Origin of the sequence: gamma proteobacterium SS-5 (assembly GCA_009497875.2) — a bacterium.
GTDB classification, from domain to species: Bacteria; Pseudomonadota; Gammaproteobacteria; order Chromatiales; family Chromatiaceae; genus Magnetovirga; species Magnetovirga frankeli.
The window spans coordinates 254,728-277,726 of sequence record CP032508.2 but is presented as its reverse complement, the minus strand read 5'-3'; the positions used below and the strand labels follow the sequence as shown (position 1 = coordinate 277,726).

Sequence of the window (22,999 nt, the reverse complement as noted above, 5' to 3'; positions counted from 1 at the left end):
CAACATTGCCGCCTGTCAATCTGGGAGCTTCGAGCGCTGGCTCGGAGGTGCAACGGGGTAGCCATGTCTAACGGCAACCCCGGATTCCGCTGCACAAGGATGTGCAAGTGTCCCGAGAGGCAGGATGCCGATAGGGACCGTTTCACTCCATCCGGGCTACTTCTTCATCATTCTTCTCTGCGTCCCATCGATTAGGAGAAGTTTCATGTTCTGGGGTGATGCTGCCCGCCCCATGAGCGTTAGGCGGCTTTCTTGTTTGGGTTTATCAGAGAATCAATGTCGAATCCGTCCATGCCGATCTCTTCCAGCGGGATGCCGCATATTTCAGCCTGGGACAGCACTTCCTCCAGGGCTTGATAAGCGTTCAAGCCTTCAATGCGTCCTGCACTCTCAAGCCCCTGCTCTTTAAGCAACTCAACTAGCGCAATAAGCGCAGCTTTGTACGGGTTATATTCTGCCATTGGTTTTTTCCTCTAGGATGCCCTGCAAAATGTCCAGTTGCTCTCTCTGTCTGGAAACGTCAGATTCCCATTTTCTTATCAGACCTGCCTTGTACCTATGGTCCCGATCTAGCCAATCTGTGACTTTAGCGCTTGGATTGGCAATCCATTTCTCGTGTTTCTCAATCTGCCCAGCCAACGACTTTATGCCTTTTCTAAGCTGATTCTGCCCAAGCCCTAATTGATCTTTGTACCAGCCTCCATGCCGCCCACCTGATTTTGCCTCTGTATAAGCTGCGCCTGCCATGCCGGAAAGTATAGAGCAGAATCCGATAGCTATTTGATTGGGCGAGGGGAACGTCGGCATTCCCACGCCGAGCGTGGGAACGAGAAAGCTGGCCGCTGACGGCTGACAGCTGACCGGTTTAAAGATCCCGCAGCCCCTCCGAGGGTTCGATGCGCGAGGCGCGCACGCCGCCGAGGAAGGCGGCCATGATGGCGCAGCCGGTGGTCAGAGCGAGGGCGATGAGCAGGTGCTCGGGCAGCAGGCGGCACAGGCTCTGGCCGCCCTGCAGTTGGTCGGCGAACAGCACGTTGATGGCATGGGACACGCCGTAGAAGATGCCGGTGGCCATCATCCAGCCGATGATGGCGGTGTACAGCGCTTGCAGCATGGGAAACAGCACGATATCGCCGGTGCTCAGGCCCACCAGACGCAATACGCTCAGCTCCTTGCGTTTGCGGTCCACGTTGGCCAGCAGGCTGGCCCCCAGCGAGAGGGAGAAGCCGGCCAGGCCGATGATGGCGATGGCCCAGAACAGCACCGTCAGGTTGCGGTCCATGTCCTGCACCACCTCGATGTCGTCGGCGCGGGTGCGCACCTGCATACCCTGGGCCATGAAGGCCTGGCTCAGCCCGGCCACATCGCGGATGTCGGCGGCGTAGAGACGAAAGCCCGGATAGCTGCGCGGGGACTGGTCCTCCAGCCCGCCCCAGCCCAGCGCCGGGACCCGGCGGCCATCGCGGAAGTCCTCCACCGCTTCGAGCAATTCGACCGAGACAAAGGCCCCCTCGCGGTTGAAGGCCACCGCCGGGGCCACGGCGGCGACGATCAGCTCCAGCTCCTGGCGTTCGGCCTGGCCTTGAAAACGGCGCGATACGCTGCCGCTGAGCCGATCACCGGCCTCCACCTGCAGGCGCTGGGCGGCCTGTTTGGAGAGGATGATGCGATTCAGCCCCCTGACCTCGCCGACCCCCTCCAGCAGGGGGTCGGCGGGGGCCGAGGGGATCAGTTCTATGGAGCTGATCCGGCCCGAGCCTGGGGTGGTCATCTCCATGCTGGCGGCGATGCGCCGGGTGCGCGGCACCAGAAAGGCGATATCGCTGCGCTGGCGCATCTGGATGAACCAGTCCGGGCCAAAGCGGCCATTGCCGAGCAGGGTGATCTCGCGGTTGCGTGGGTCTTTGACCAGGTCTTCGATCATGCCGCCGACCACGCCGAACTTGAGGCCGAACAGCACCATCATCGGGCCCAGCACCGCCGCCAGGGCGATGATATAGGCCCCGGAGATGCGCCACTCGCGGAAATAGTCCTTGCTGGAGAGGCGGACAGACTCGGTCAGGTGTCCCATCAGCCGGTCACCACGGTTTCGGTCATGGTGCCCCCGGCGGTGCGCTGGGTACGGTGGGAGAGCTGGCGCAGGCCGAGCTTTTCGATATGCCGCCAGGCGTGGCTGGCGACGATGACGGTGATGTTGAGTTCATCCACCAGTTCGATAAACAGGTTCATGATCTTTTCGGCGGCAATGGGGTCCAGCGAGGCGGTGGGCTCATCGGCGATGACAATGGGCGGGCGGTGGGCCAGGGCGCGGCCTATGGCTACCCGCTGGCGCTCGCCGGTGGACAGGTTGCCCGGATACTTGTCCAGCTGGCGGCGAATGCCCAGGTGATTGGCCAGTTCCTCCACCGCCGCGTCGTTGCCGCCCATGCCCATCAGCCGACGCGACAGGGTCATATTGTCGCGCACCGTCAGGTAGGGTACCAGGCCGCCGGTCTGCATCACATAGCCCATGGTGTTCTTGCGTAGCTTGCCCAGAAAGTTCTGCTGCCCCTTGCGCCAGCAGTTGGCGATATCGATGGGCTCTTCGTTGGCCTCGGGACGGAAACGAAAGGCCCCCACATCGCTGGGCTGCAGGATAAAGGCGAGCATGTCCAACAGGGTACTCTTGCCGCAGCCGCTGTGGCCGATCAGGGCGATCTTTTCTCCCCGGGCGATCTGCAGGCTGGGCACGCGCAGCTGAAAGGCCGCGTCTTCGTCCTCGCGGCTCTTGATCACATCGCGCAAATGATAAATCAGTACCTTCTCACTGGCGCGAGCGGTGTCTTCAGCTTCCACGGGGTTACCTTCTAAAAGCGGGAATTGGGGTTCGGCGACATCGACCCGAAAAAGTATTTGGCCACAGAGTCACAGAGACCACGGAGAATTTTCAACCTATAAACTGCGGATTACGCCGATTATCGCAGATTTAAGTATTGCCTATTCATAGAGTGATTCAGGCGGTTGCTTTCCGGGTCTGGCCCAGCACAGCGTGGGAGGCCAGCCGTGCTGGGCGACCTGGATTGTGCCTGGCAAACAGACTGAAAAACCTGCCTAACCCTGTGAAATCTGCGATTCAACTGCTCTTTTCAGGTTCAAGGCAGCATTTCCAAGGGCACCGGGAACACCGAGTCTCCGTCCACCGGGCCCTGGTCCAGGGAGACCCAGAGGTCGGTATGGTCGTGTACGGCGCGATAATACTGCACCTTCTCCTCCAGCCGCTGGATAAAGGTCAATTGCCTCTTGGCCGGCCAGTTACGCCAGTCGCTGAGGGTAACATTCATGATGTCGCCGGTGTAGGGCAGGTCCTCGATGTATTCGGTGATGAAGCCCAGGTCCGCCAGGTTGCGCGCGCCGCCACTGGAGCGGGTGGAGCCGGCCAGGCGCTCGGGATCGCGGCTGGCGGTGGCGGCCAGGGTCTTGATGTCGTCGAGGAAGGTGCGTGGCGAGAGCATGCCCTCTTCCGCCGCCTCCAGCACCTCGCGCAGCATCTGGTACAGCTCGCTGAGCTGGTCGCGGGTGAGCAGTACGCGCACGTCCAGGGCGCGGCGTTCGGGCTGTTTCAGGTCACGATCGACGATCCAGGCATCGAACACGGCAGGGATCTCGCCCTTCTCCGGGGTGTCCAGATATTGCATGCGCAGGGCGTAACCCAGCTTGCTGACCTTGGCCTGCAGGGCGGCCAGCTCGGGGTTGTCCGCTGCCGGGCTTGCCGTGGGTTGAGCCACCTCGCTACTGCCTTCAGCACTGGTTTCAGCACTGGCCATGGCGTCCGGGGGCGGGGCATTCTGGCTCATCTGCGCCACCAGCTGGGCACCCAGGGTATCCAGCACGCGGCCAAATTCACCCACGGCACCGGTACGCACGCCGTAGTAGAGGTCGCCGATGCCGGGTACGTAGGACAGGGTCTTGTATTGTTCCCGGGCGGTGGCGTGGTCCGCCCCGGCGCTGTCGGTGAGCAGGTGCAGGACGAAGATGGCGATATTGTTGTCCCGCGCCAGCTGCCGCAGGGACTGGGCGCTCATGCCGGTGCCGGATAGGGGGTCGCTGCCCTCGCGGGCACCGGCGTCGGTGATCAGGATCATGTAGCGGGCCTGAAAGTTGCCCCAGCTGATCTGATCTATGGCCTGCTTGATGCCGGCGTAGGCGTCCTCGCGGAAGTCTTGGCTTGAGACCTGGGTGGCCTTGACCTCGGCCACGCTGGCGAAGAAGTCACTGGCGGAACGGCCCTTTTTCAGGTCGGCGAACAGCTTGCTGCGGTAGCCCAGTCCGGGTACGGCATTGGTGTCATCGCGATAGGCCACCAGGCCAAAGGCCACGTCGCCATCCGGGTCGTTGCGCGCTATGTCATCGTAGATCTTCTGTACCGCAGCTCGGGTGCGGGTGATGTAGGGGTCCATGGACTTGGAGGCGTCCACCACGAATACCACGCCGGTATCCAGGGCGATACGATCAGAGGCCGTTGCCGGGGTGGCGGTGTCGCTGCGCACGGCGCTGTCCACCGGCGCGCCCAGGCTGGCCGTGCCGGCCTCGTTGCTGTTGTGCGGCACGGTGGAGACGCGCAGCATACGGCCCTTTTCCGCGCCGATGAAGATGTCGCGGTATTCGCGGATGGGCACCAGGTAGAAGTCGTTGCGTATATCCACGTAGCCCTTGGGCTGCATCGCCACTACCGGGCTTTCCGGCGGTAGCTGGCCGGATTCGGCGGCGCTGTAGAGAAAATCGTAGGGGGCCGGGTCGCCGGGGGTGGTCTCGGCCAGTCGGCTCAGCTGCTCGGGGTCGCGGAACAGCATTACCCGGTCGTGGCCGCTGGGGTCGCGAAAGGCGATGGTCAGGCCATGGTTCCAGTCGATCAGCTGCGTACGCTGGATCCAGCCCTGGGTATTGCCGTGACTGTCCAGCCCCACCTGTACCCAGTCAACCCCATTGTGCTGCTCGCGGGCATAGACGTAGTAGATGTTGAAGGGGTTGACGGGCTGGGCCAGCAGATTACCGGGGCTGGTCACCAGGTTGGCACCGGGCTTGGCCAGGGTGCGCTGGTAGAGGGTCTTCTTGCCCTCGATAAGCAGCGGCCTCTGGCCCGGCTCGGCCAGGCCCATGGGGCTGACCAGCAGCAGACCGGCGAGGAGGATGAGGGGTGTCAGAATTCGTTTGATCATCATGTCCTTCCCAATTGTCTTACCAGCCCACCAGCAGGCGACGGGCCTTTTCGTCTCCGCTGGCGGCGGCGGCCTTGACCCGCAGCTTGAGGTCACGCAGCTGGGCCTCGGCCCTGTCTTCACCCAGCATTATGGCCTGCAGATACCACTTGTGCGCCTGGGCGAAGTCTGGTGCCTCGTAGAAGCTGGTCCTGGGGTCGTAGTAGGCCGGGTCGGCCATCTCCGCCAGCGTCAGGGTGGCCGGGCCATGGCCCTGCTTGGCCAGATAGAAGTAGATCAGATAGGCATCCGCCAGCTTGCCCTCTTGAATAAAGGTGCCGGCCTGGGCAAACAGGGCCTCGGGGTCGGCGGTGTTGCCCCGGTTGCGCACATCGTCGATCAGCGCTCGGGCCTGGTTGCCCTCATCCGCGCTGCCTTGTTCGATCGGCTGTCGGCCCAGATCCGGGGTGAATTGACCGGGCTGGGCATCCTGGCCCGGCGGCGGCGTGATGGGTTGGATCTGGGGCTCCGGCAGGGGCTGTTGGCCCCCGTCATCCTCACCGAAATCGACAAACAGCAGATTGAAGCCCAGCAGGATGACGATACCGACAATGAGCACATAGCGCAGGGGGCCGCCGCCCTTTTTGCCCTTGCTCGTTTGTCGGTCTTCTTCACGCAGAGCATTAAATAATTTACTCTCGCTCATTTACTCTCCCCATTGGCAACACCGCTGCCGTGGTTTGTGCGGTCAACTACGCACCGCTTTATATCATACTGCCATAATTGGAACAAAGAAATCCTAATGTCTCAGAGTCATAGCACAGATTTTCAAACCCTGCTTGAAGAACGCATCCTGATCCTGGACGGTGCCATGGGCACCATGATCCAGCGCCACAAGCTGGCGGAGGCGGATTATCGCGGTGAGCGCTTTGCCGATTGGCCGAGCAATCTCAAGGGCATGAACGACCTGCTCTGCCTGACCCAGCCGCAGATCATCAGCGGCATCCATGAGGCCTACCTGGACGCCGGGGCGGATATCATCGAGACCAACAGCTTCGGTGCCACGGCGAAGGACTTGGAGCGCTTTGGCCTGGAGAAGCATGCCTTCGAGATCAACCGTGCCGCCGCCCAACTGTGCCGCGCCGCCGCCGACAAGTACAGCACGCCGGACAAGCCGCGCTTTGTCGCCGGTGGCCTGGGGCCGACGCAGAAGACCGCCTCCATGTCGGTGGACGTCAACGACCCCGGCGCCCGCGCCATCCAGTTCGACGAGCTGGTGGCCGATTACAGCGAGGCGATTCGCGGCCTGATTGTCGGCGGTGTTGACCTGCTGCTGATCGAGACCATCTTCGATACCCTCAACGCCAAGGCCGCCATCTTCGCCTGCGAGCAGGTGTTTGAGCAAGATGGCCTTATCGGCAACAAGCGTCTGCCGATCATGATCTCCGGCACCATCGCCGACGCCTCCGGCCGTACTCTGTCGGGCCAGACCACCGAGGCCTTCTACAACAGCCTGCGCCACGCCAGGCCCCTGTCCATGGGCCTGAACTGCGCCCTGGGGCCAGAGCAGCTGCGCCAGTATGTCGAGGAAATGTCACGCATCGCCGAGTGCTACGTCAGCGTCTATCCCAACGCCGGTCTGCCCAACGAGTTCGGCGAGTACGACCTGGATGCCGAGCGCATGGGCGCATACATCGGCGAGTGGGCCGAGTCCGGCTTCATCAACATCGTCGGCGGCTGTTGCGGCACCGGGCCTGAGCACATCCGCGCCATAGCCGCAGCCGTCGCCGGCAAGCCGCCGCGCCAGCGCCCGCAGCTGCCGCCGGCCTGCCGCCTGTCCGGCCAGGAGCCGTTCAACATCGGTGCCGAGAGTCTGTTCGTCAACGTCGGCGAGCGCGCCAATGTCACCGGCTCGGCCCAGTTCAAGCGCCTGATCCTCAGCGAGGAGTACGACCAGGCCCTGGATATCTGCCGTACCCAGGTGGAGGAGGGAGCGCAGATCGTCGATGTCAACATGGACGAGGGCATGCTCGATGGCGTCGAGGCGATGCGCCGCTTCTTGAATCTGATGGCCTCGGAGCCGGACATCGCTCGGGTACCCTTCATGATCGACTCCTCCAAGTGGGAGATCATCGAGGCCGGGCTCAAGTGCGTGCAGGGCAAGCCCATAGTCAACTCCATCTCGCTGAAGGAGGGCGAGGCCGCCTTCATCGAACGGGCGCACCTGTGCCGCCGATACGGTGCGGCGATCATCGTCATGGCCTTCGATGAGCAGGGCCAGGCGGACAATCTGGCCCGGCGCCAGGCGATTTGCGGCCGCGCCTACCGCATCCTCACCGAGCAGGTCGGCTTCCCCGCCGAAGACATCATCTTCGATCCCAACATCCTCACCGTCGCCACTGGCATCGAGGAGCACAACAACTACGGCGTCGATTTCATCGAGGCGACGCGCTGGATCAAGCACAACCTGCCGCATGCCCTGGTTTCCGGCGGCGTATCCAATGTGAGTTTCAGCTTCCGTGGCAACAACCCGGTGCGCGAGGCGATCCATGCCGTGTTCCTCTATCACGCCATCCAGGCCGGGCTGGACATGGGCATAGTCAACGCCGGCCAGCTGGCGGTGTATGACGAGATCCCCGCCGAGCTGCGTGATGCGGTCGAGGACGTCATCCTCAATCGCCACACTGGGGATGAAATCAGTGCCACCGAGCGCCTGATCGAGCTGGCACCCAAATACAAGGGCGACGGCAGCGTCACGGAGAAAAAGGAAGACCTGGCATGGCGCAGCTGGCCGGTGACCAAGCGCCTGGAGCACGCCCTGATCAAGGGCATCACCGAATTCATCGACACCGATACCGAGGAGGCCCGCCAGCAGGCGAGCAAGACCCTGGAGGTGATCGAAGGTCCGCTGATGGATGGGATGAATGTGGTCGGCGACCTATTCGGCGCGGGCAAGATGTTCCTGCCCCAGGTGGTCAAGTCGGCGCGGGTGATGAAAAAGGCGGTGGCCTATCTGCAACCCTATCTGGAGGCGGAAAAGAGCGCCGATGCCAAGGCCCAGGGCAAGATCCTCATGGCCACGGTCAAGGGGGATGTGCACGACATCGGCAAGAACATCGTTGGCGTGGTGCTGCAGTGCAATAACTATCAGGTGATCGATTTGGGGGTGATGATCCCCGCCGAGCAGATCCTCCAGGCCGCCCGCGAGCATCAGGTGGACATCATCGGCCTGTCCGGGCTGATCACCCCCTCGCTGGATGAGATGGTGCATGTGGCTAAAGAAATGCAGCGGCTGGGCTTTACTATCCCGCTGATGATCGGCGGTGCCACCACCTCCCTGGCGCACACGGCGGTGAAGATCGCCCCGGCCTACAGCGGCCCGGTGATCTACGTGGCCGATGCCTCCCGGGCCGTCGGCGTGGCCAGCAACCTGCTGTCAATTACTCTGAGGGCCGCCTATCTCGGCAAGCTCAGCGAGGAATACGAGCAGGTGCGCCTGCGCCGCGCCAGCCGCAACGAGGCCAAGAACCTGGCCAGCCTGGCCGAAGCCCGCGCCAACCCGGTGCCCATCGACTGGGCCGGCTACCAACCGCCGGTGCCCCGGCAGCTGGGCGTGCAGCTGATCGAGGTCGGCATCGCCGAGCTGGCCGACTACATCGACTGGACCTTCTTCTTCCACGCCTGGCAGCTCAAGGGCCGCTACCCGCAGATTCTGGATGACGCGGAAAAGGGCGAGGAGGCGCGCAAGCTGTTCGCCGATGCCCAGACCATGCTGGACCAGATCATCAGCGAAGGCTGGCTGCAGGCCAGGGCGGTGGTGGGCCTGTTCCCGGCCCAGGCCGAGGGAGATGACATCCTGGTTTATAGGGACGAGACGCGCAGCCAGGAGCAGATGCGCCTGCACAATCTGCGCAAGCAGGGCAAGCAGCCGGAGGGGCGCTACAACGAGTGTCTGGCGGACTTCATCGCCCCGGCTGCCAGCGGCAAGGCCGATTACATCGGCGCCTTCGCCTGTACCGCCGGGCTGGGCATAGATGCCAAGCTGGCCGAGTTCGAGGCCGAGCACGACGACTACCAGAGCATCATGCTCAAGGCCCTGGCCGATCGCCTCGCCGAGGCCCTGGCGGAATGGCTCCACGCCAAGGTGCGGCGGGAGATCTGGGGCTACGGTGCCGATGAGGGCCTGAGCAACGCCGAGCTGATCGAGGAGAAATACCAGGGCATACGCCCGGCCATGGGCTACCCGGCCTCACCGGACCACACGGAAAAAGACCTGCTCTGGCAACTGCTGGATGTGCACGCGCGCATCGGCATGAGCCTGACCGAATCCAAGGCCATGCTACCCACCGCCTCGGTCAGCGGCCTCTACTTCAGCCACCCGCAAGCGCGCTATTTTGCTGTCGGTGCCCTAGGCAAGGACCAGGTCACGGACTACGCCCAGCGCAAGGTCATGGAGCAGGAGGCGATGGAAAAATGGCTGGGGCCGAATCTGGCCTATGAGGTTTGAGTTTGACGCTGATGCATGGAGCAAATAGGACGCAGAGGACGCAAAGAAGCGCAGAGATCGCAGAGTTTTATTCTCGTTCCCACGCGGCGCGTGGGAACGAGAAATGCGCAAGGCTCGGCCATCGGCCACCACCCTGGTATCGCCGGTAACCACCAGCACCCCGGCTTTGCCAAGTCTTGGCTTGCCCTTGAGCACTGCCAGCACAGCCCTAGGAGCCTGTCGGGTTTAGGTGCCCGTAGCGAGCAAGGTGGGAGAACGAGAACAAATTTTCACGATTTTGAGGCGCATAGTTGGCCTAGGCAACGAAAAATCGGGGCCAATGTTTAAAACAATTCTGGGCCGTTCTTCCCACCGGCGCAGTAGGAGCATCCTAAATCCGACAGGCTCCTAGACGGCACCCATTCAGTTTGATTTCAGCTGGATCCCCTAAAGTCAGCTCCAGGTTCACCTACACCTGGAGAATGTCATGACCAATAAAACCCACCCTCAAGTCCGCGTCTGGGACCTGCCGGTCCGCCTGTTCCATTGGAGCCTGGCCGTTAGCTTTGTGCTCGCCTATCTCAGCGGCGAGAACGACCTGGATTACCTGCATAGCCTGATCGGCTATTTTATCGCCAGCCTGCTGTTGTTTCGCCTGCTCTGGGGCTTTATCGGCAGTCGCCATGCCCGCTTTGGCGACTTTGTCCGCCCACCCTCGGCGGTGCTCGGTTATCTGCGACAGAACCTTCGGGGCAAGGGCCCGCGCTACCTCGGCCACAACCCCGCCGGCGGTGCCATGGTCATCGCCCTGATGTTGACCCTGGGGCTGACCGCCCTTAGCGGCATGGCCCTCTATGGCAGCACCGACTTTGCCGGACCCATGGCTGGCTGGTTCAGCGGCACCCTCGCCGCCGATCTTCTGGAGGAGACCCATGAGTTTCTCGCCCAGCTAAGCCTGATCTTCATCGGCCTGCACCTGGCCGGGGTGCTGTTCAGCAGCCTGGCGCACCGGGAGAACCTGATCAAATCCATGTTAACCGGCCTGAAGGCCGACCTGAAAAAGGAGCAATTGCATGACTAAAACATCACTCACTCTGACCATTTGTGGCGGTCTCTGCGCCAGCCTGCTGGCTGCTGCCTGCCAGGCTGCCGATATCCAGCCCCTGCTGCGGAGCTATCAACAACAGGGTGCCGCCGGGCCGTTCAGCGCCGATACCGGCGGGCGCTTGTGGACCACCGCGGGTGATAGTCAGCGTAAATGCAGCAGTTGCCACGGCGAGGACCTACGCCAGCCGGGCAAGCAAGCCACCACCGGCAAGCCCATCGAGCCCCTGGCACCCTCGGCGCTGGCCGAACGTCTGACCGAGTCGGCCAAGGTGGAAAAGTGGCTCAAGCGCAACTGCAAATGGACCTTCGGCCGGGAATGCAGCCCTCAGGAAAAGGGTGATCTGATCAGTTTCATCAACAGCCGCTAAGAGAGAAATTACCCATGAAAATGAACAACACACTGATGATCGGCACTGCCAGCCTGCTGGTCCTTGGCCTCAGCCTGACACTGGCCGGCCAGCTCAGCGCCGATGACGACTCGGAGCGCGAAGGCGGCATCATCCAACGCTGGTTTGGCGAGGGGGATAAACACGGCCGTCAAAGCGCCTACCTCAAGGACAGCGACCATGCCCGCTATCAGGAAGAATGCGGCAGTTGCCACCTGGCCTACCCGCCCGGACTGATGCCGGGCAGCGCCTGGCAGCGGGTGATGGGTGGCCTGGCCGATCATTTTGGCGACAACGCCGAGCTGGACGAGGTCAGCGTCCTGCAATTACAGGCCTATCTGCTACGCCATTCCGCAGAAAAATCCAGCGCCGAGTATGCCGAACGCATGGCCCGCGCCACCCAGGGGCAACCGACGATGATGCGCATCACCGACACCCAGTATTTCATCGGCAAACACCACGAGCTCAGCGCAGAGATGGTCAAGGACAACCCCAAGGTTCTGAGCTTCAGCCAGTGCCAGGCCTGCCACAGCCGCGCCGACCAGGGCTCCTTCGATGAGGATGAGGTCAGCATTCCCGGCTTTGGCCGCTGGGAGGATTGAGGCCGATGAGCTCAACCGCTCGCCCCCGGCCAAGCTGGGACGCAGGTAGGGCAAAGGGATCTGAACCCGATTTGTAACCACCTGCCCACTCTCATCCCTAAGGAGAGGGCGTCAAATTTCTCCCTTTACAAAGGGGGGCAGGGGGGACTTCGGCACCTGCGTAACTACCAGCGCCAAAAAAACCCGCAGTCGGTCGATGACTGCGGGTCTAAGGACGTCCCTGTACGGTATCTAAACGCCGTTCCTTCAGCTGCCGGAGGAGAAACCTGCGCTTGGTTGCCTGCTTGAGCCGGGCTACTTGTTGGTGAACTCGGGATAGGCCTCCATGCCACATTCGCTCAGATCGACGCCCTCGTACTCCTCTTCCTCGCTGACCCGCAGCCCGATAAACAGCTTGATGACAAACCAAGCCAGCAGGGATATGCCAAACACCCAGATGAAGATGGTCGCCGCGCCTGCCAACTGCCCTGCCAGACTGGCGTCGGCTTTGGTCAGGGGTACCGCCAGCAAGCCCCACAGGCCCACCACGCCGTGTACTGAGATGGCACCCACCGGGTCATCGATGCGCAGCTTCTCCAGGGTCAGGATGGAGAACACCACGATCACACCACCGACCATGCCGATCAGGGTCGCCTCCAGGGCCGAGGGGGTGGATGGCTCGGCGGTGATGGCCACCAGGCCGGCCAGGGCACCGTTCAGGGCCATGGTCAGGTCGGCCTTGCCAAACAACAAACGGGCCAGAATCAGCGCGGCCACCAGGCCACCGGCGGCGGCAGTGTTGGTGTTGAGGAATACCATGGCCACCGAGTTGGCGCTGGCGATGTCACCCAGCTTGAGCACTGAGCCGCCGTTGAAGCCGAACCAGCCCATCCAGAGGATGAAGGTGCCCAGGGTGGCCAGGGGCAGATTGGCACCAGGGATGGCGTTGATCTGACCCTGGGCACCGTACTTGCCCTTGCGCGGCCCCAGCAGCAGTACCCCGGCCAGGGCGGCAGCGGCACCCGCCATGTGGACTATGCCGGAGCCGGCGAAGTCGGAGAAACCCAGGTCATCCCCCAGGCTATAGAGGCCGAACACCGAGCCACCGCCCCAGGTCCAGTTGCCCTCCATGGGGTAGATGAAGCCGGTCATCACCACGGCGAAGAGCAGAAAGGCCCAGAGCTTCATGCGCTCGGCCACGGCACCCGAGACAATAGACATGGCGGTGGCCACGAACACCACCTGAAAGAAGAAGTCCGCCGCATTGGAATAGACCGCGCCGCCGCCAAAGCCGGTCTCGGCGGACTCCTTCAACACCGTAGCGGACAGGGCATCGGCCTGGATTGCGCCGTCCAAGGCTATGCCGGACAGGAACAGATCACCGCCGTACATGATGGCGTAGCCAAAGATCATGTACATGATGCAGGAGATGGCAAACAGGGCCACATTCTTGGTCAGGATCTCGGTGGTGTTCTTGGCGCGCACCAGGCCTGCCTCCAACATGGCAAAGCCTGCCGCCATCCACATCACCAGGGCACCACAGACCAAAAAGTAAAAGGTGTCCATGGCGTACTGCAGTTCATAGATATTGTTTTCCATCGGAATCAACCTCGATTATGGGGCATGAGTGGGGGTTAAAGCGCCTCGGAACCGGTCTCGCCGGTACGGATGCGAATGGCCTGCTCGATGTCAAAGACAAAGATCTTGCCATCGCCGATCTTGCCGGTGCGGGCGGCGCTGGTGATGGCCTCTATGGCCTGCTCCAGCAGGCTGGCGTCCACCGCCGCCTCCAGTTTGATCTTGGGCAGAAAGTCCACCACATATTCGGCACCGCGATAGAGTTCGGTATGGCCCTTTTGCCGACCGAAGCCCTTGACCTCGGTGACGGTGATGCCGTTGACGCCGATCTCCGAAAGCGCGCTGCGCACATCGTCGAGCTTGAAGGGTTTGATGATGGCTGAAATCAGTTTCATCACTCAGGTCTCCTGATTAGGTCCGGACTGGCCGGGGGTGAGGGAATGGGTCTTCCATCAGGCCTAATCAAGCATCATGCCATCGATTGTTTTTTTAGTATATTCAGGCTGATAGATAGTGACGAGCCAAGTCTTCGGGAATCACGGGCGCACCTGTTTGGGTCGCGGATGACGGTTTTTTTCCGACCCTGCACCGGCTTGGTGCAGCAGGGCCCCTGCCGAGTTCTGGACAAGCCCGGCCGCTGCGGTTACTGTTGCCGCCATGGACCCAAAACACCTAGATGATCTCGCCCAACGCCTGATGGACAACCTGCCCAAGGGCCTGCAACAGCTGCAGGCCGATGCCGGCAAGAACCTACAGTCCGCCCTACAGGCCGCTCTGGGCCGCATGAACCTGGTCAGCCGCGAGGAATTCGATATCCAGGCCGCCGTGCTGGCCCGCAGCCGCGCCAAACTCGACCAGCTGGAGCAAAGGCTTGCCGAGCTGGAAAAACGCCTGTCCGAGCGGCGGGACTGATCGAGACCAGCGGGAGGACAGCTTGCTGGGCGATATTGGCAAGGCCCTCAGTTGTGCAGTCAGCAGCCCTTCCACCCAGCGGCTGAGCTTTGTGGCTAATCAGGAGCCCGGATGTCCCTAGCCCAACTCTACTCCCGCGCCCGCAACGGCATCCAGGCCCCGCTGGTGAATGTCGAGGTACACCTGGCCAACGGCATGCCGGGGCTGGCCATCGTCGGCCTGCCGGAAAAGGCGGTGCAGGAGAGCAAGGATCGGGTGCGCGGTGCCATCATCAACAGCGGCTTCAGCTTTCCCATCCAGCGCATCACCGTCAACCTGGCCCCGGCCGACCTGCCCAAGGAGGGCGGCTGTTACGACTTGCCCATCGCCCTGGGCATACTCGCCGCCTCCGGCCAGGTCCCCCGTGCCGGCATCGGTGATGTGGAATTCATGGGTGAGCTGGCTCTGTCCGGCCAGCTGCGCCCGATCAAGGGCGTATTGCCTGCCGCCCTGGCCGCCCGGGGACAGGGCCGCAGCCTCATCGTGCCGCAGGAAAACCTGGCCGAGGCGGCGCTGGTTTCTGAGTTGGAGCGGTTTGGCGCGGACAGCCTGCTGGCGGTCTGTCAGCACATGAGCGGGCACCAGCCCCTGCCCTGGCAGGAGATCGAGCCGGTGGGTCGGGGCTTGCAGGTGGCCGACCTGCTGGAGGTCAAGGGCCAGCCCCAGGCCAAGCGCGCCCTGGAGGTCGCCGCCAGCGGCGGCCACAGCCTGCTGTTTCTCGGCCCGCCCGGCTCGGGCAAATCCATGCTCGCCCAGCGCCTGCCCGGCATACTGCCGCCCATGACCGAGGCCGAGGCCCTGGAGACCGCCTCCATCCACTCGGTCAGCAACAACGGCTTCGATATCGGTGATTGGGCGCGGCGGCCCTATCGCGCCCCCCATCACTCGGCCTCCGGCCCGGCCCTGGTGGGCGGTGGCGGCAACCCGCGACCGGGGGAGATCTCCCTGGCGCACAACGGCGTGCTGTTTCTGGATGAGTTGCCGGAATTCGACCGCAAGGTGCTGGAGGTGCTGCGCGAGCCCCTGGAAAACGGCCACATCACCATCTCTCGCGCCGCCCGCTCGGCGGACTTTCCCGCCCGCTTTCAGTTGATCGCCGCCATGAACCCCTGTCCCTGCGGCTATCTGGGCGACTCCGAGCGCCGCTGCGCCTGTAGTCAGGAACAGGTACGCCGTTATCGGGCGCGCATCTCCGGGCCCTTGCTGGATCGCATCGACATGCACGTCGAGGCCCCACGCCTGCCGCCGGACCTGCTGCTGCAGGCCCAGGCCGATGGTGAAACCAGCGCCCAGGTGCGCCAGCGGGTGCTCGCCGCCCGCCAACGCCAACTGGAACGTGCCGGCAAGGCCAATGCCGCCCTGGGCCCGGCGGAGATCCAGCGCCACTGCGCCCTGGACCCTGCCAGCGGCCAGTTGCTGCAAGACGCCATCCGCCGCCTTGGTCTGTCGGCCCGCGCCTATCACCGCATCCTCAAGGTGGCCCGTACCGCCGCCGACCTGGCCGCCAGCCCGGCGATCCAGGCGGCCCACATCGCCGAGGCCATAGGCTACCGCCGCCTGGATCGCCAGGCCTAAGCCAGATGATCAGTCTTGTCTTTGTTGCTGTGTCTTCTAAGGTGAAGGCGGCCAGGCCTGGATAGATTCCCTATCTGATCAGCCTGGGCTACTGCACTGGCCCTCCAGCATGATTTTTAGCGTGGCCTCATCCAGGCATGAGCGCATGAACTTATTCATCGGCGACATATCTCCAGACGAATAGAATTCCAGCATCAACTGATTTAATTCAAGCTGCCGCCTGGCCGGTAAATTGATTGCCGGATAGCCATTGCTGAGCAGGAGGCCATTCATCATGAAGCGGCCCATGCGCTTGTTTACATCGAAAAAATATTGCTGCCTGGCCATATCAAGAAACACGTAAATGGCCTGGTTATAGATATCATCGATCTGCTCAATTTGTTGCAGCAGATCGGCGTAAAGCCCTGGTAGAAGAGTCCAATCTGGCGGTGTGTAATCGGTTCCGGCAATGGTGACATTGCCGTTTCTGAAATCACCCCAGTTTAATGCGTCTTCCTTTCCGGCGATTGAGTGAAGGGATTTGGCAAACGCCATGTGCAGTGAAAATCTGCCCTGTTTGATTTCTTTAATCAAAAAACGCCAGGTATTCCCTTGATTGATGGCAACTTGTTGGTCGCTGAGTTTGTGCCCGCCAACCGCTATGCCATCAAGCAGGGTTTGTATTTCCGGTAAGGTAAATGCTATGCCTTCTAAATTCACTGCATCATAAACAAATACCGATATCTGCCGCTGTGCAAGCATCAATGCTCTATCCACGTCCGGTTGTATTTTCCAGTGTTTGTCAGTCGCCATGTTTACGCCTACCAGAATTTTGCCTGTTATTGATTTGCCATAAACCCGCCTGAACCGTCAATTCCGAAGCAGGCTCCTAAACCCAAAAAAGCCGCCCGAAGGCGGCTTTCAGGTTCTGAATCAGCAACCCACTCAGAGGATCGGCACGATCAGCAGAGCGACGATGTTGATGATCTTGATCAGCGGGTTGATCGCGGGGCCGGCGGTGTCCTTGTAGGGGTCGCCGACGGTGTCGCCGGTGACGGCCGCCTTGTGCGCGTCCGAGCCCTTGCCGCCGAAGTGACCGTCCTCGATGTACTTCTTGGCGTTGTCCCAGGCACCACCGCCGGTGGTCATGGAGATGGCGACGAACAGGCCGGTGACAATGGTGCCAATCAGCAGGCCGCCCAGGGCCTCTTTACCCAGCAGCACGCCCACCAGCACCGGCACCAGCACCGGCAGCAGGGAGGGCACGATCATCTCCTTGATGGCGGACTTGGTCAGCATGTCCACGGCGCGGCCGTAGTCGGGCTTTTCGCTGTAGTCCATGATGCCGGGCTTCTCACGGAACTGACGACGCACCTCGTTGACTATGCCGCCTGCGGCACGACCGACCGCCTCCATCGCCATGGCCCCGAACAGGTAGGGCACCAGACCGCCGATGAGCAGGCCGATGAGCACCATGTGGTTGTCCAGGGCGAAGGTCACGTTGTGGCCGGCATTGGTCAGGGCGTGGGTGTAGTCGGCAAACAGCACCAGGGCGGCCAGACCGGCGGAGCCGATGGCGTAGCCCTTGGTCACCGCCTTGGTGGTGTTGCCCACGGCGTCCAGCGGGTCGGTGATGTTGCGCACCTTTTCGTCCAGCTCGGCCATCTCGGCGATGCCACCGGCGTTGTCGGTGATCGGGCCGTAAGCGTCCAGCGCGACGATGATGCCGGTCATGGACAGCATGGAGGTGGCGGCAATGGCGATGCCGTACAGGCCGGCCAGGTCGTAGGCACCCCAGATGGAGGCACAGACCGCCAGCACCGGCAGGGCGGTGGACTTCATCGACACGCCCAGGCCGGCGATGACGTTGGTGCCATCACCCGTGGTGGAGGCCTCGGCGATGTGGCGTACCGGCGAGAACTCGGTGGCGGTGTAGTACTCGGTGATCACCACCATGGCTGCGGTAAGCACCAGGCCAATCAGGGCCGAGCCGTACAGGGCCATGGTGTTGTAGCCGCCCATGTCGGCGGCGAAGGCATCGGTGACGAAGTAGAAGCCAATGGCGGCGATCACGCCGGAGACGATCAGACCCTTGTACAGGGCGGTCATGATCTTGGTATCGCCCTCCTTCGCCTTGACGAAGAAGGTGCCGATGATGGAGGCTATGATGGACACGCCACCCAGCACCAGCGGGTAGATGGCGGCCTCGATAGCGGCCCCCTTGACCAGCAGGGCTCCCAACATCATGGTGGCAATGATAGTCACGGCGTAGGTCTCGAACAGGTCGGCGGCCATGCCGGCGCAGTCGCCGACGTTGTCGCCCACGTTATCGGCGATGACCGCCGGGTTACGCGGGTCATCCTCCGGGATACCGGCCTCGACCTTGCCGACGATGTCCGCGCCCACATCCGCGCCCTTGGTGAAGATACCACCACCGAGACGGGCGAAGATGGAGATCAGCGAGCCACCGAAGGCCAGGCCGACCAGGGCATGCAGGGTCTGATCCATGCTCACGCCCATGGCCTGCAGGATGGCGAAGTAACCGGCCACGCCGAGCAGGCCCAGGCCCACCACCAGCATGCCGGTGATGGCGCCACCGCGGAAGGCCACCTGCAGGGCGGCATTGAGGCCGCTGTTGGCGGCCTCGGCGGTACGGATGTTGGAGCGCACCGAGACATTCATGCCGATGTAACCGGCCGCGCCGGACATGACCGCGCCAATGAGAAAGCCGATGGCGGTTTCCGGGTCAAGGCCCACCCAAAGCAGGAGGAAGAGCACCACGCCGACGATGCCGATGGTGGTGTACTGACGATTCAGATAGGCACCAGCCCCTTCCTGGATGGCGTTGGCGATTTCGCGCATGCGATCGTTGCCATCGGGTTGGGCGAGAATCCACTTGACCGAGATAAAACCGTAGGCCAGCGCCAGGAAGGCGCAGACCAGGGCGAATATTAACCCTGCAGACATCTTCTTTCTCCTGTTATTTGAGTGAATTGGAAATAATGATACAGACCCTGCACCGACCATGGACACAGTCAGAGGAGGGTAACCTTAATACGCCGGGGATACCACACCATTGACAATGATCAAGGGCGCAGGCCCGGCATTCACGGCAACACTGGGCACAGGCCCCCGCTTCGTTCTACTTCCAGTCAAACGGGGTTTGGCCCTGTCCCGGCAAATCCGAAAAAGTCGAATCAGATCTCGAAGCCTTCCAGCTTCTTCTCCACCGCCGCCAGCTTGAGGGTGACATAGTCGGGCATGCCGTTGGCCAGGTAGGGCGGATAGGCCTCGCCCTGGATCAGGGGGTAGAGGTATTCCTTGCACTTGGCGGTGATGCCGAAGCCGTCCTCGGTGATGAAATCCAGGGGCATCATCTTCTCCACGTTGGCCACCTCGGACAGGGGTGCCTCGCCGATGCTCCACTTATAGGGGCTGGAGGACTCGCGCACCACCGTGGGCATGATGGAGTTCTTGCCTTCCAGCGCCTTGTTCACCGCCGCCTCGCCCAAGGCGTAGGCCTGTTCCACGTCGGAGGCGGAGGCCAGGTGACGGGCGGCGCGCTGCAGGTAGTCGGCCACGGCCCAGTGGAACTTGTGGCCCAGGGCCTCCTTGATCATGTTGGCGACGACGGGGGCGGCGCCACCGAGCTGGGCGTGGCCGAAGGCATCGCGGGTGCCCTGTTCGGCGAGGAACTTGCCATCGGGCCAGTGACAGCCCTCGGACACCACCACCGAGCAATAGCCGTATTCCTTGACCTTGGCGTCCACCTTGGCCAGGAACTTGTCCTTGTCGAATTCCACCTCGGGGAACAGGATCACCACCGGTATGCCCTGATCCTCCACCAGGCCACCGGCAGCGGCGATCCAGCCGGCATGACGGCCCATCACCTCAATGACGAAGATCTTGGTCGAGGTGGCGGCCATGGAGCGCACATCGAAGCTGGCCTCCAGGGTGGAAACGGCGATGTACTTGGCCACCGAGCCGAAGCCGGGACAGTTATCGGTGATGGGCAGGTCGTTGTCCACCGTCTTGGGCACGTGGATCGCCTGCACCGGGAAGCCCATCTTCTCCGATAGTTGGGAGACCTTGTAGCAGGTGTCGGCCGAGTCACCGCCACCGTTGTAGAAGAAGTAGCCGATGTTGTGCGCCTTGAACACCTCGATCAGGCGTTCGTATTCGCGCTTGTTCTCCTCCAGGCTCTTGAGCTTGAAGCGGCAGGAGCCGAAGCCGCCGGAGGGGGTGTGCTTGAGGGCGGCGATGTCGGAGGCGGATTCCTGGCTGGTGTCGATCAGCTCCTCGGTAAGGGCACCGATGATGCCGTTGCGACCGGCATAGACATTGGCGATCTGCTCGGGGTGCTTGCGTGCCGTCTCGATGACGCCGCAGGCAGAGGCATTGATCACGGCGGTCACGCCGCCGGACTGGGCATAAAAGGCATTTTTTACGGTCATGGGTTCCCCCTGGGTTTTGGATGATCGGGTTTCAGATAGGCGTTCAAACAAAAACAAGCCCGCAATAGCGGGCAAGAATCGGTCAGCGGCGCTGTTCCGGTATATCGCCCTGGTCCTGAGCCTGGTAATCGGCCTGGGTCTGCAGCAGGGAGACAATGCACTCGGTCAGGTCATCGTATTCATGTACCCCGGTGCCGTACTGCTGATAGAGCCGATAAAAAAACTGGCCCCGGTAGTTGCGGTCACCGGTCTTGAAGATGACAAAATTGCACTCGTCGGCCTGCCAGATGGCGGCAGGGACCTGGGATACCTCCCGGTCGGAGGGATGCAGGCGGATCTCACTGTCGGCCAACTGCAACTCCGGCGGCTGCGCATAGCGCTCCTTGAGCGTGGTATTGATGATCCACAGTTCGGTCTCGCTAAAATCGGGAATTTGCTGCATCGGGCAACCACCGCTGGTTTTGGGAGGCCGTATTCTAAACACCTGAGCGCCGATGGGCTAATGAAAAGCCGGAAAATCTGCTAAATTGGTCACTCTTTAAATTGCCACAGAGCCACAGAGATTACAGAGAATTCCTGAATAATCAGAATGGTATGGTCTTTTTACGCCTTCAATCACCGAGCTTTCAGCCACGGCCAAAAACCACTAGAAAAGCCCGCTTGTGCATTGCACAAATGCGCATCAAGCTGCTTATCGGCTCTGTGTTTACCAGGTCTCTGTGGCGATAACTTACTTAGAAGGGGTATCCGATGGCAGACAGATTGGCGGCATTGACAGACTGGCTTAAGGGCCTGGATCAGCTGGGGGCGTTTGACATGGCCCCGGCCTCGGACGACGCCAGCTTTCGGCGTTATTTCCGCGTCAGCTGCGCCGATGGCCGTAGCCTGATCGCCATGGATGCCCCGCCGGATCGCGAGGACCTGGACCCCTTCCTGCGCGTGGCCGAGGCCTTTGCCCGCTTCGGCATCCATGTGCCCCAGGTGTTGGCCACCGAACGTCGGCAGGGCTTTCTGCTGCTCAGCGACCTGGGCTCTGTGCCCTATCTGGACGCGCTCAACCCGGATAACGTGGAGCGCCACTATGGCGATGCCCTGGGTGCCCTGGTCTCGATCCAGGCCTGCGGCCCCCAGGAGGGGCTGCCCCGTTACGACCGCGACCTGCTCTGGCAGGAAATGGAGCTGTTTCGCGACTGGCTGCTGGGCAAACACCTGGGCCTGGAGCTTGGCGCAGCGGACAACGCCATGCTGGAGCGCACCTTTCAGCAGTTGATCGACAACGCCCTGGAACAGCCCCAGGTCTGCGTGCATCGGGATTTTCACTCGCGCAATCTGATGGTCTCCAGCCCCAACCCCGGCGTGCTGGATTTTCAGGACGCCGTGCTCGGCCCGGTCACCTACGACCTGGCCTCGCTGCTGCGGGATTGTTACATCGCCTGGCCGCGGGAGCAGGTCAAGCACTGGGTACAGGGCTACTTTGAGCTGGCCCTGCAATCGGGCGTGGTGCGCCCCGAGCACGAGGAGCACTTCCAGCGCTGGTTCGATCTGATGGGTGCCCAGCGTCATCTGAAGGCGGCCGGCATCTTCGCCCGCCTGAATCTGCGTGACGGCAAGCCGGGGTATCTCAAGGATATCCCGCGCACCCTGGGCTATCTCGTCGAGATCGCCCCGGAATACCCGCAACTGGCCGAACTGGCGGTATTTCTCCAGCGCCAGGTGCTGGCAAACCCGGAGTTTACCCTGGGTTCTGGCTGTGCCAAGTCGGGATGAAGGAGGTCAAATTCAGACCCGATCCTGGGCCCAGTGGCTGAAGTCGTACAGGGAACAGCTGCCCTTGCCCCGGCGTGGCCCGTTGAGCACGCGAAAACGCACCTGGCTGCCCTGCTCCGAGGGGAAGATCTCCACCACCTGGCGGCGTTCGTCATTGGCACCCCGATAGGTCTCGCCCACGGCGATGTCCGTGGTGTGCAGGCGCTTTAGCTCCTTGCCATGGGTCGCCAGGGCATAGATGCGCAGCAGGTCGTCCTCGTTGATATCGACAAAGGTATCCATCTCGCTCAGGGCCATCACCAGGTCCTCATGGTTGATCACGCCACCGGCCACCGGAGTGGCGGCGCTGGCCAGCCGTGCCGGGTAGCGGCGCCAGGCAAAGGGCAGATTCAGCAGTACCCCCAGGGCCAGGATGGGCAGCAGGTTGGTCAGCATCAGGCCGAGCATGGGGGCATAGCCCAGGGGTGCCCCATCCAGGGTATGGGTGGCGGCAAACAGGGCGGTGGCGCAACCGGGCGGGTGCAGGGCGCGGATCAACTGCATGGCGAGGATGGCCAGGCTCACCGCCAGAGCCGCCGACAGGGCATCATGCCCGACGTAATGGGCGCAGGCCAGGCCGACCAGGGCCGAGATCAGTTGCCCGCCGAAGATGGGCCAGGGTTGGGACAGGGGGCCATGAGGGATGACAAACAAGAGCATCACCGTCGCCCCCATGGAGGCAACGATCAGGGGCGAGGCGCTCTCGCCCAGCAGCGCCAGGCTGATTTGGTACAGGGCAAAGATGGTCAGCAGGCTACCGCCCACCGCCACCAGGCGCTCACGCCAGGAGGGGGCCAGCACCGCCAGACCCAGGTGATAGCGCCACCAGGATTTGCCTTTGCGATCGGTCATGCATTTTCCTCTGCGGTGGTTGGGACTGGCCATGGGTGATCAATGGCGGCCCGGCAGGGCTGCATTCCGG

General features: G+C 62.3%; 19 protein-coding genes. 7 read left to right on the top strand and 12 right to left on the bottom strand.

The window, feature by feature from the left end; genetic code table 11:
- Positions 1–239 precede the first annotated feature (239 nt).
- The 5 genes from D5125_06545 to D5125_06525 form a co-directional block, all read right to left on the bottom strand.
- Positions 240–461 (bottom strand): hypothetical protein, encoded by a 222-nt coding sequence (locus D5125_06545; GenBank protein QFY89167.1) that lies wholly within the window; start codon positions 459–461, stop codon positions 240–242.
- Between the two features lie 404 nt (positions 462–865).
- Complete coding sequence (locus D5125_06540; protein ID QFY89166.1) at positions 866–2,071, bottom strand: ABC transporter permease; 1,206 nt, start codon at positions 2,069–2,071, stop codon at positions 866–868.
- Entirely contained in the window at positions 2,071–2,835 is a 765-nt protein-coding gene (locus D5125_06535; GenBank protein ID QFY89165.1) for an ABC transporter ATP-binding protein, read from the bottom strand. Before D5125_06535 ends, D5125_06540 begins: the two co-directional genes overlap by 1 nt.
- Positions 2,836–3,131: 296 nt before the next feature.
- On the bottom strand, positions 3,132–5,198 hold the full coding sequence (locus tag D5125_06530; protein ID QFY89164.1) for a VWA domain-containing protein: 2,067 nt from the start codon (positions 5,196–5,198) through the stop codon (positions 3,132–3,134).
- 16 nt (positions 5,199–5,214) lie between these two features.
- Positions 5,215–5,880, bottom strand: a complete 666-nt coding sequence (locus D5125_06525; protein QFY89163.1) for a hypothetical protein — start codon at positions 5,878–5,880, stop codon at positions 5,215–5,217.
- A 96-nt stretch (positions 5,881–5,976) separates the two neighbouring features.
- Between D5125_06525 and metH the strand changes: the two genes are divergently transcribed.
- From metH to D5125_06505, 4 genes are all read left to right on the top strand, one after another.
- Positions 5,977–9,681 (top strand): methionine synthase, encoded by a 3,705-nt coding sequence (gene metH, locus D5125_06520; GenBank protein QFY89162.1) that lies wholly within the window; start codon positions 5,977–5,979, stop codon positions 9,679–9,681.
- Positions 9,682–10,147: 466 nt separating this feature from the next.
- Positions 10,148–10,741 (top strand): cytochrome b/b6 domain-containing protein, encoded by a 594-nt coding sequence (locus D5125_06515; GenBank protein QFY89161.1) that lies wholly within the window; start codon positions 10,148–10,150, stop codon positions 10,739–10,741.
- Positions 10,734–11,135: a DUF1924 domain-containing protein gene (locus tag D5125_06510; protein ID QFY89160.1), complete on the top strand. Its 402-nt coding sequence runs from the start codon at positions 10,734–10,736 to the stop codon at positions 11,133–11,135. The genes D5125_06515 and D5125_06510 overlap by 8 nt, the downstream gene beginning before the upstream one ends.
- Before the next feature lie 14 nt (positions 11,136–11,149).
- Positions 11,150–11,755: a diheme cytochrome c gene (locus tag D5125_06505; GenBank protein QFY89159.1), complete on the top strand. Its 606-nt coding sequence runs from the start codon at positions 11,150–11,152 to the stop codon at positions 11,753–11,755.
- Between the two features lie 294 nt (positions 11,756–12,049).
- Here the strand turns inward: D5125_06505 and D5125_06500 are convergent, their stop codons facing one another.
- Both D5125_06500 and D5125_06495 read right to left on the bottom strand, forming a co-directional pair.
- On the bottom strand, positions 12,050–13,333 hold the full coding sequence (locus D5125_06500) for an ammonium transporter (GenBank protein ID QFY89158.1): 1,284 nt from the start codon (positions 13,331–13,333) through the stop codon (positions 12,050–12,052).
- Positions 13,334–13,368: 35 nt separating this feature from the next.
- Positions 13,369–13,707, bottom strand: a complete 339-nt coding sequence (locus D5125_06495) for a P-II family nitrogen regulator (GenBank protein ID QFY89157.1) — start codon at positions 13,705–13,707, stop codon at positions 13,369–13,371.
- 262 nt (positions 13,708–13,969) lie between these two features.
- Here D5125_06495 and D5125_06490 point away from each other — a divergent pair, with 262 nt between their 5' ends.
- Positions 13,970–14,224, top strand: coding sequence for an accessory factor UbiK family protein (locus tag D5125_06490; protein QFY89156.1), 255 nt, complete (start codon positions 13,970–13,972; stop codon positions 14,222–14,224).
- Positions 14,225–14,335: 111 nt separating this feature from the next.
- Positions 14,336–15,838, top strand: coding sequence for a YifB family Mg chelatase-like AAA ATPase (locus D5125_06485; GenBank protein ID QFY89155.1), 1,503 nt, complete (start codon positions 14,336–14,338; stop codon positions 15,836–15,838).
- A 78-nt stretch (positions 15,839–15,916) separates the two neighbouring features.
- On the opposite strand, the gene D5125_06480 is transcribed toward D5125_06485, so the two are convergent.
- The 4 genes from D5125_06480 to D5125_06465 all read right to left on the bottom strand — a co-directional run bounded on the left by D5125_06480 (position 15,917) and on the right by D5125_06465 (position 20,713).
- On the bottom strand, positions 15,917–16,630 hold the full coding sequence (locus D5125_06480; protein QFY89154.1) for a Fic family protein: 714 nt from the start codon (positions 16,628–16,630) through the stop codon (positions 15,917–15,919).
- A 132-nt stretch (positions 16,631–16,762) separates the two neighbouring features.
- Positions 16,763–18,784, bottom strand: coding sequence for a sodium-translocating pyrophosphatase (locus tag D5125_06475; GenBank protein QFY89153.1), 2,022 nt, complete (start codon positions 18,782–18,784; stop codon positions 16,763–16,765).
- A 230-nt stretch (positions 18,785–19,014) separates the two neighbouring features.
- Positions 19,015–20,271 carry a 6-phosphofructokinase gene (locus D5125_06470; GenBank protein QFY89152.1) on the bottom strand — a complete coding sequence of 419 codons (1,257 nt, stop codon included), beginning with the start codon at positions 20,269–20,271 and terminating at the stop codon, positions 19,015–19,017.
- 82 nt (positions 20,272–20,353) lie between these two features.
- Positions 20,354–20,713, bottom strand: coding sequence for a hypothetical protein (locus D5125_06465; protein QFY89151.1), 360 nt, complete (start codon positions 20,711–20,713; stop codon positions 20,354–20,356).
- A 308-nt stretch (positions 20,714–21,021) separates the two neighbouring features.
- Between D5125_06465 and D5125_06460 the strand changes: the two genes are divergently transcribed.
- Positions 21,022–22,038, top strand: a complete 1,017-nt coding sequence (locus D5125_06460; protein QFY89150.1) for a phosphotransferase — start codon at positions 21,022–21,024, stop codon at positions 22,036–22,038.
- Positions 22,039–22,050: 12 nt separating this feature from the next.
- On the opposite strand, the gene D5125_06455 is transcribed toward D5125_06460, so the two are convergent.
- Entirely contained in the window at positions 22,051–22,929 is an 879-nt protein-coding gene (locus D5125_06455) for an HPP family protein (GenBank protein ID QFY89149.2), read from the bottom strand.
- Positions 22,930–22,999 lie beyond the last annotated feature (70 nt).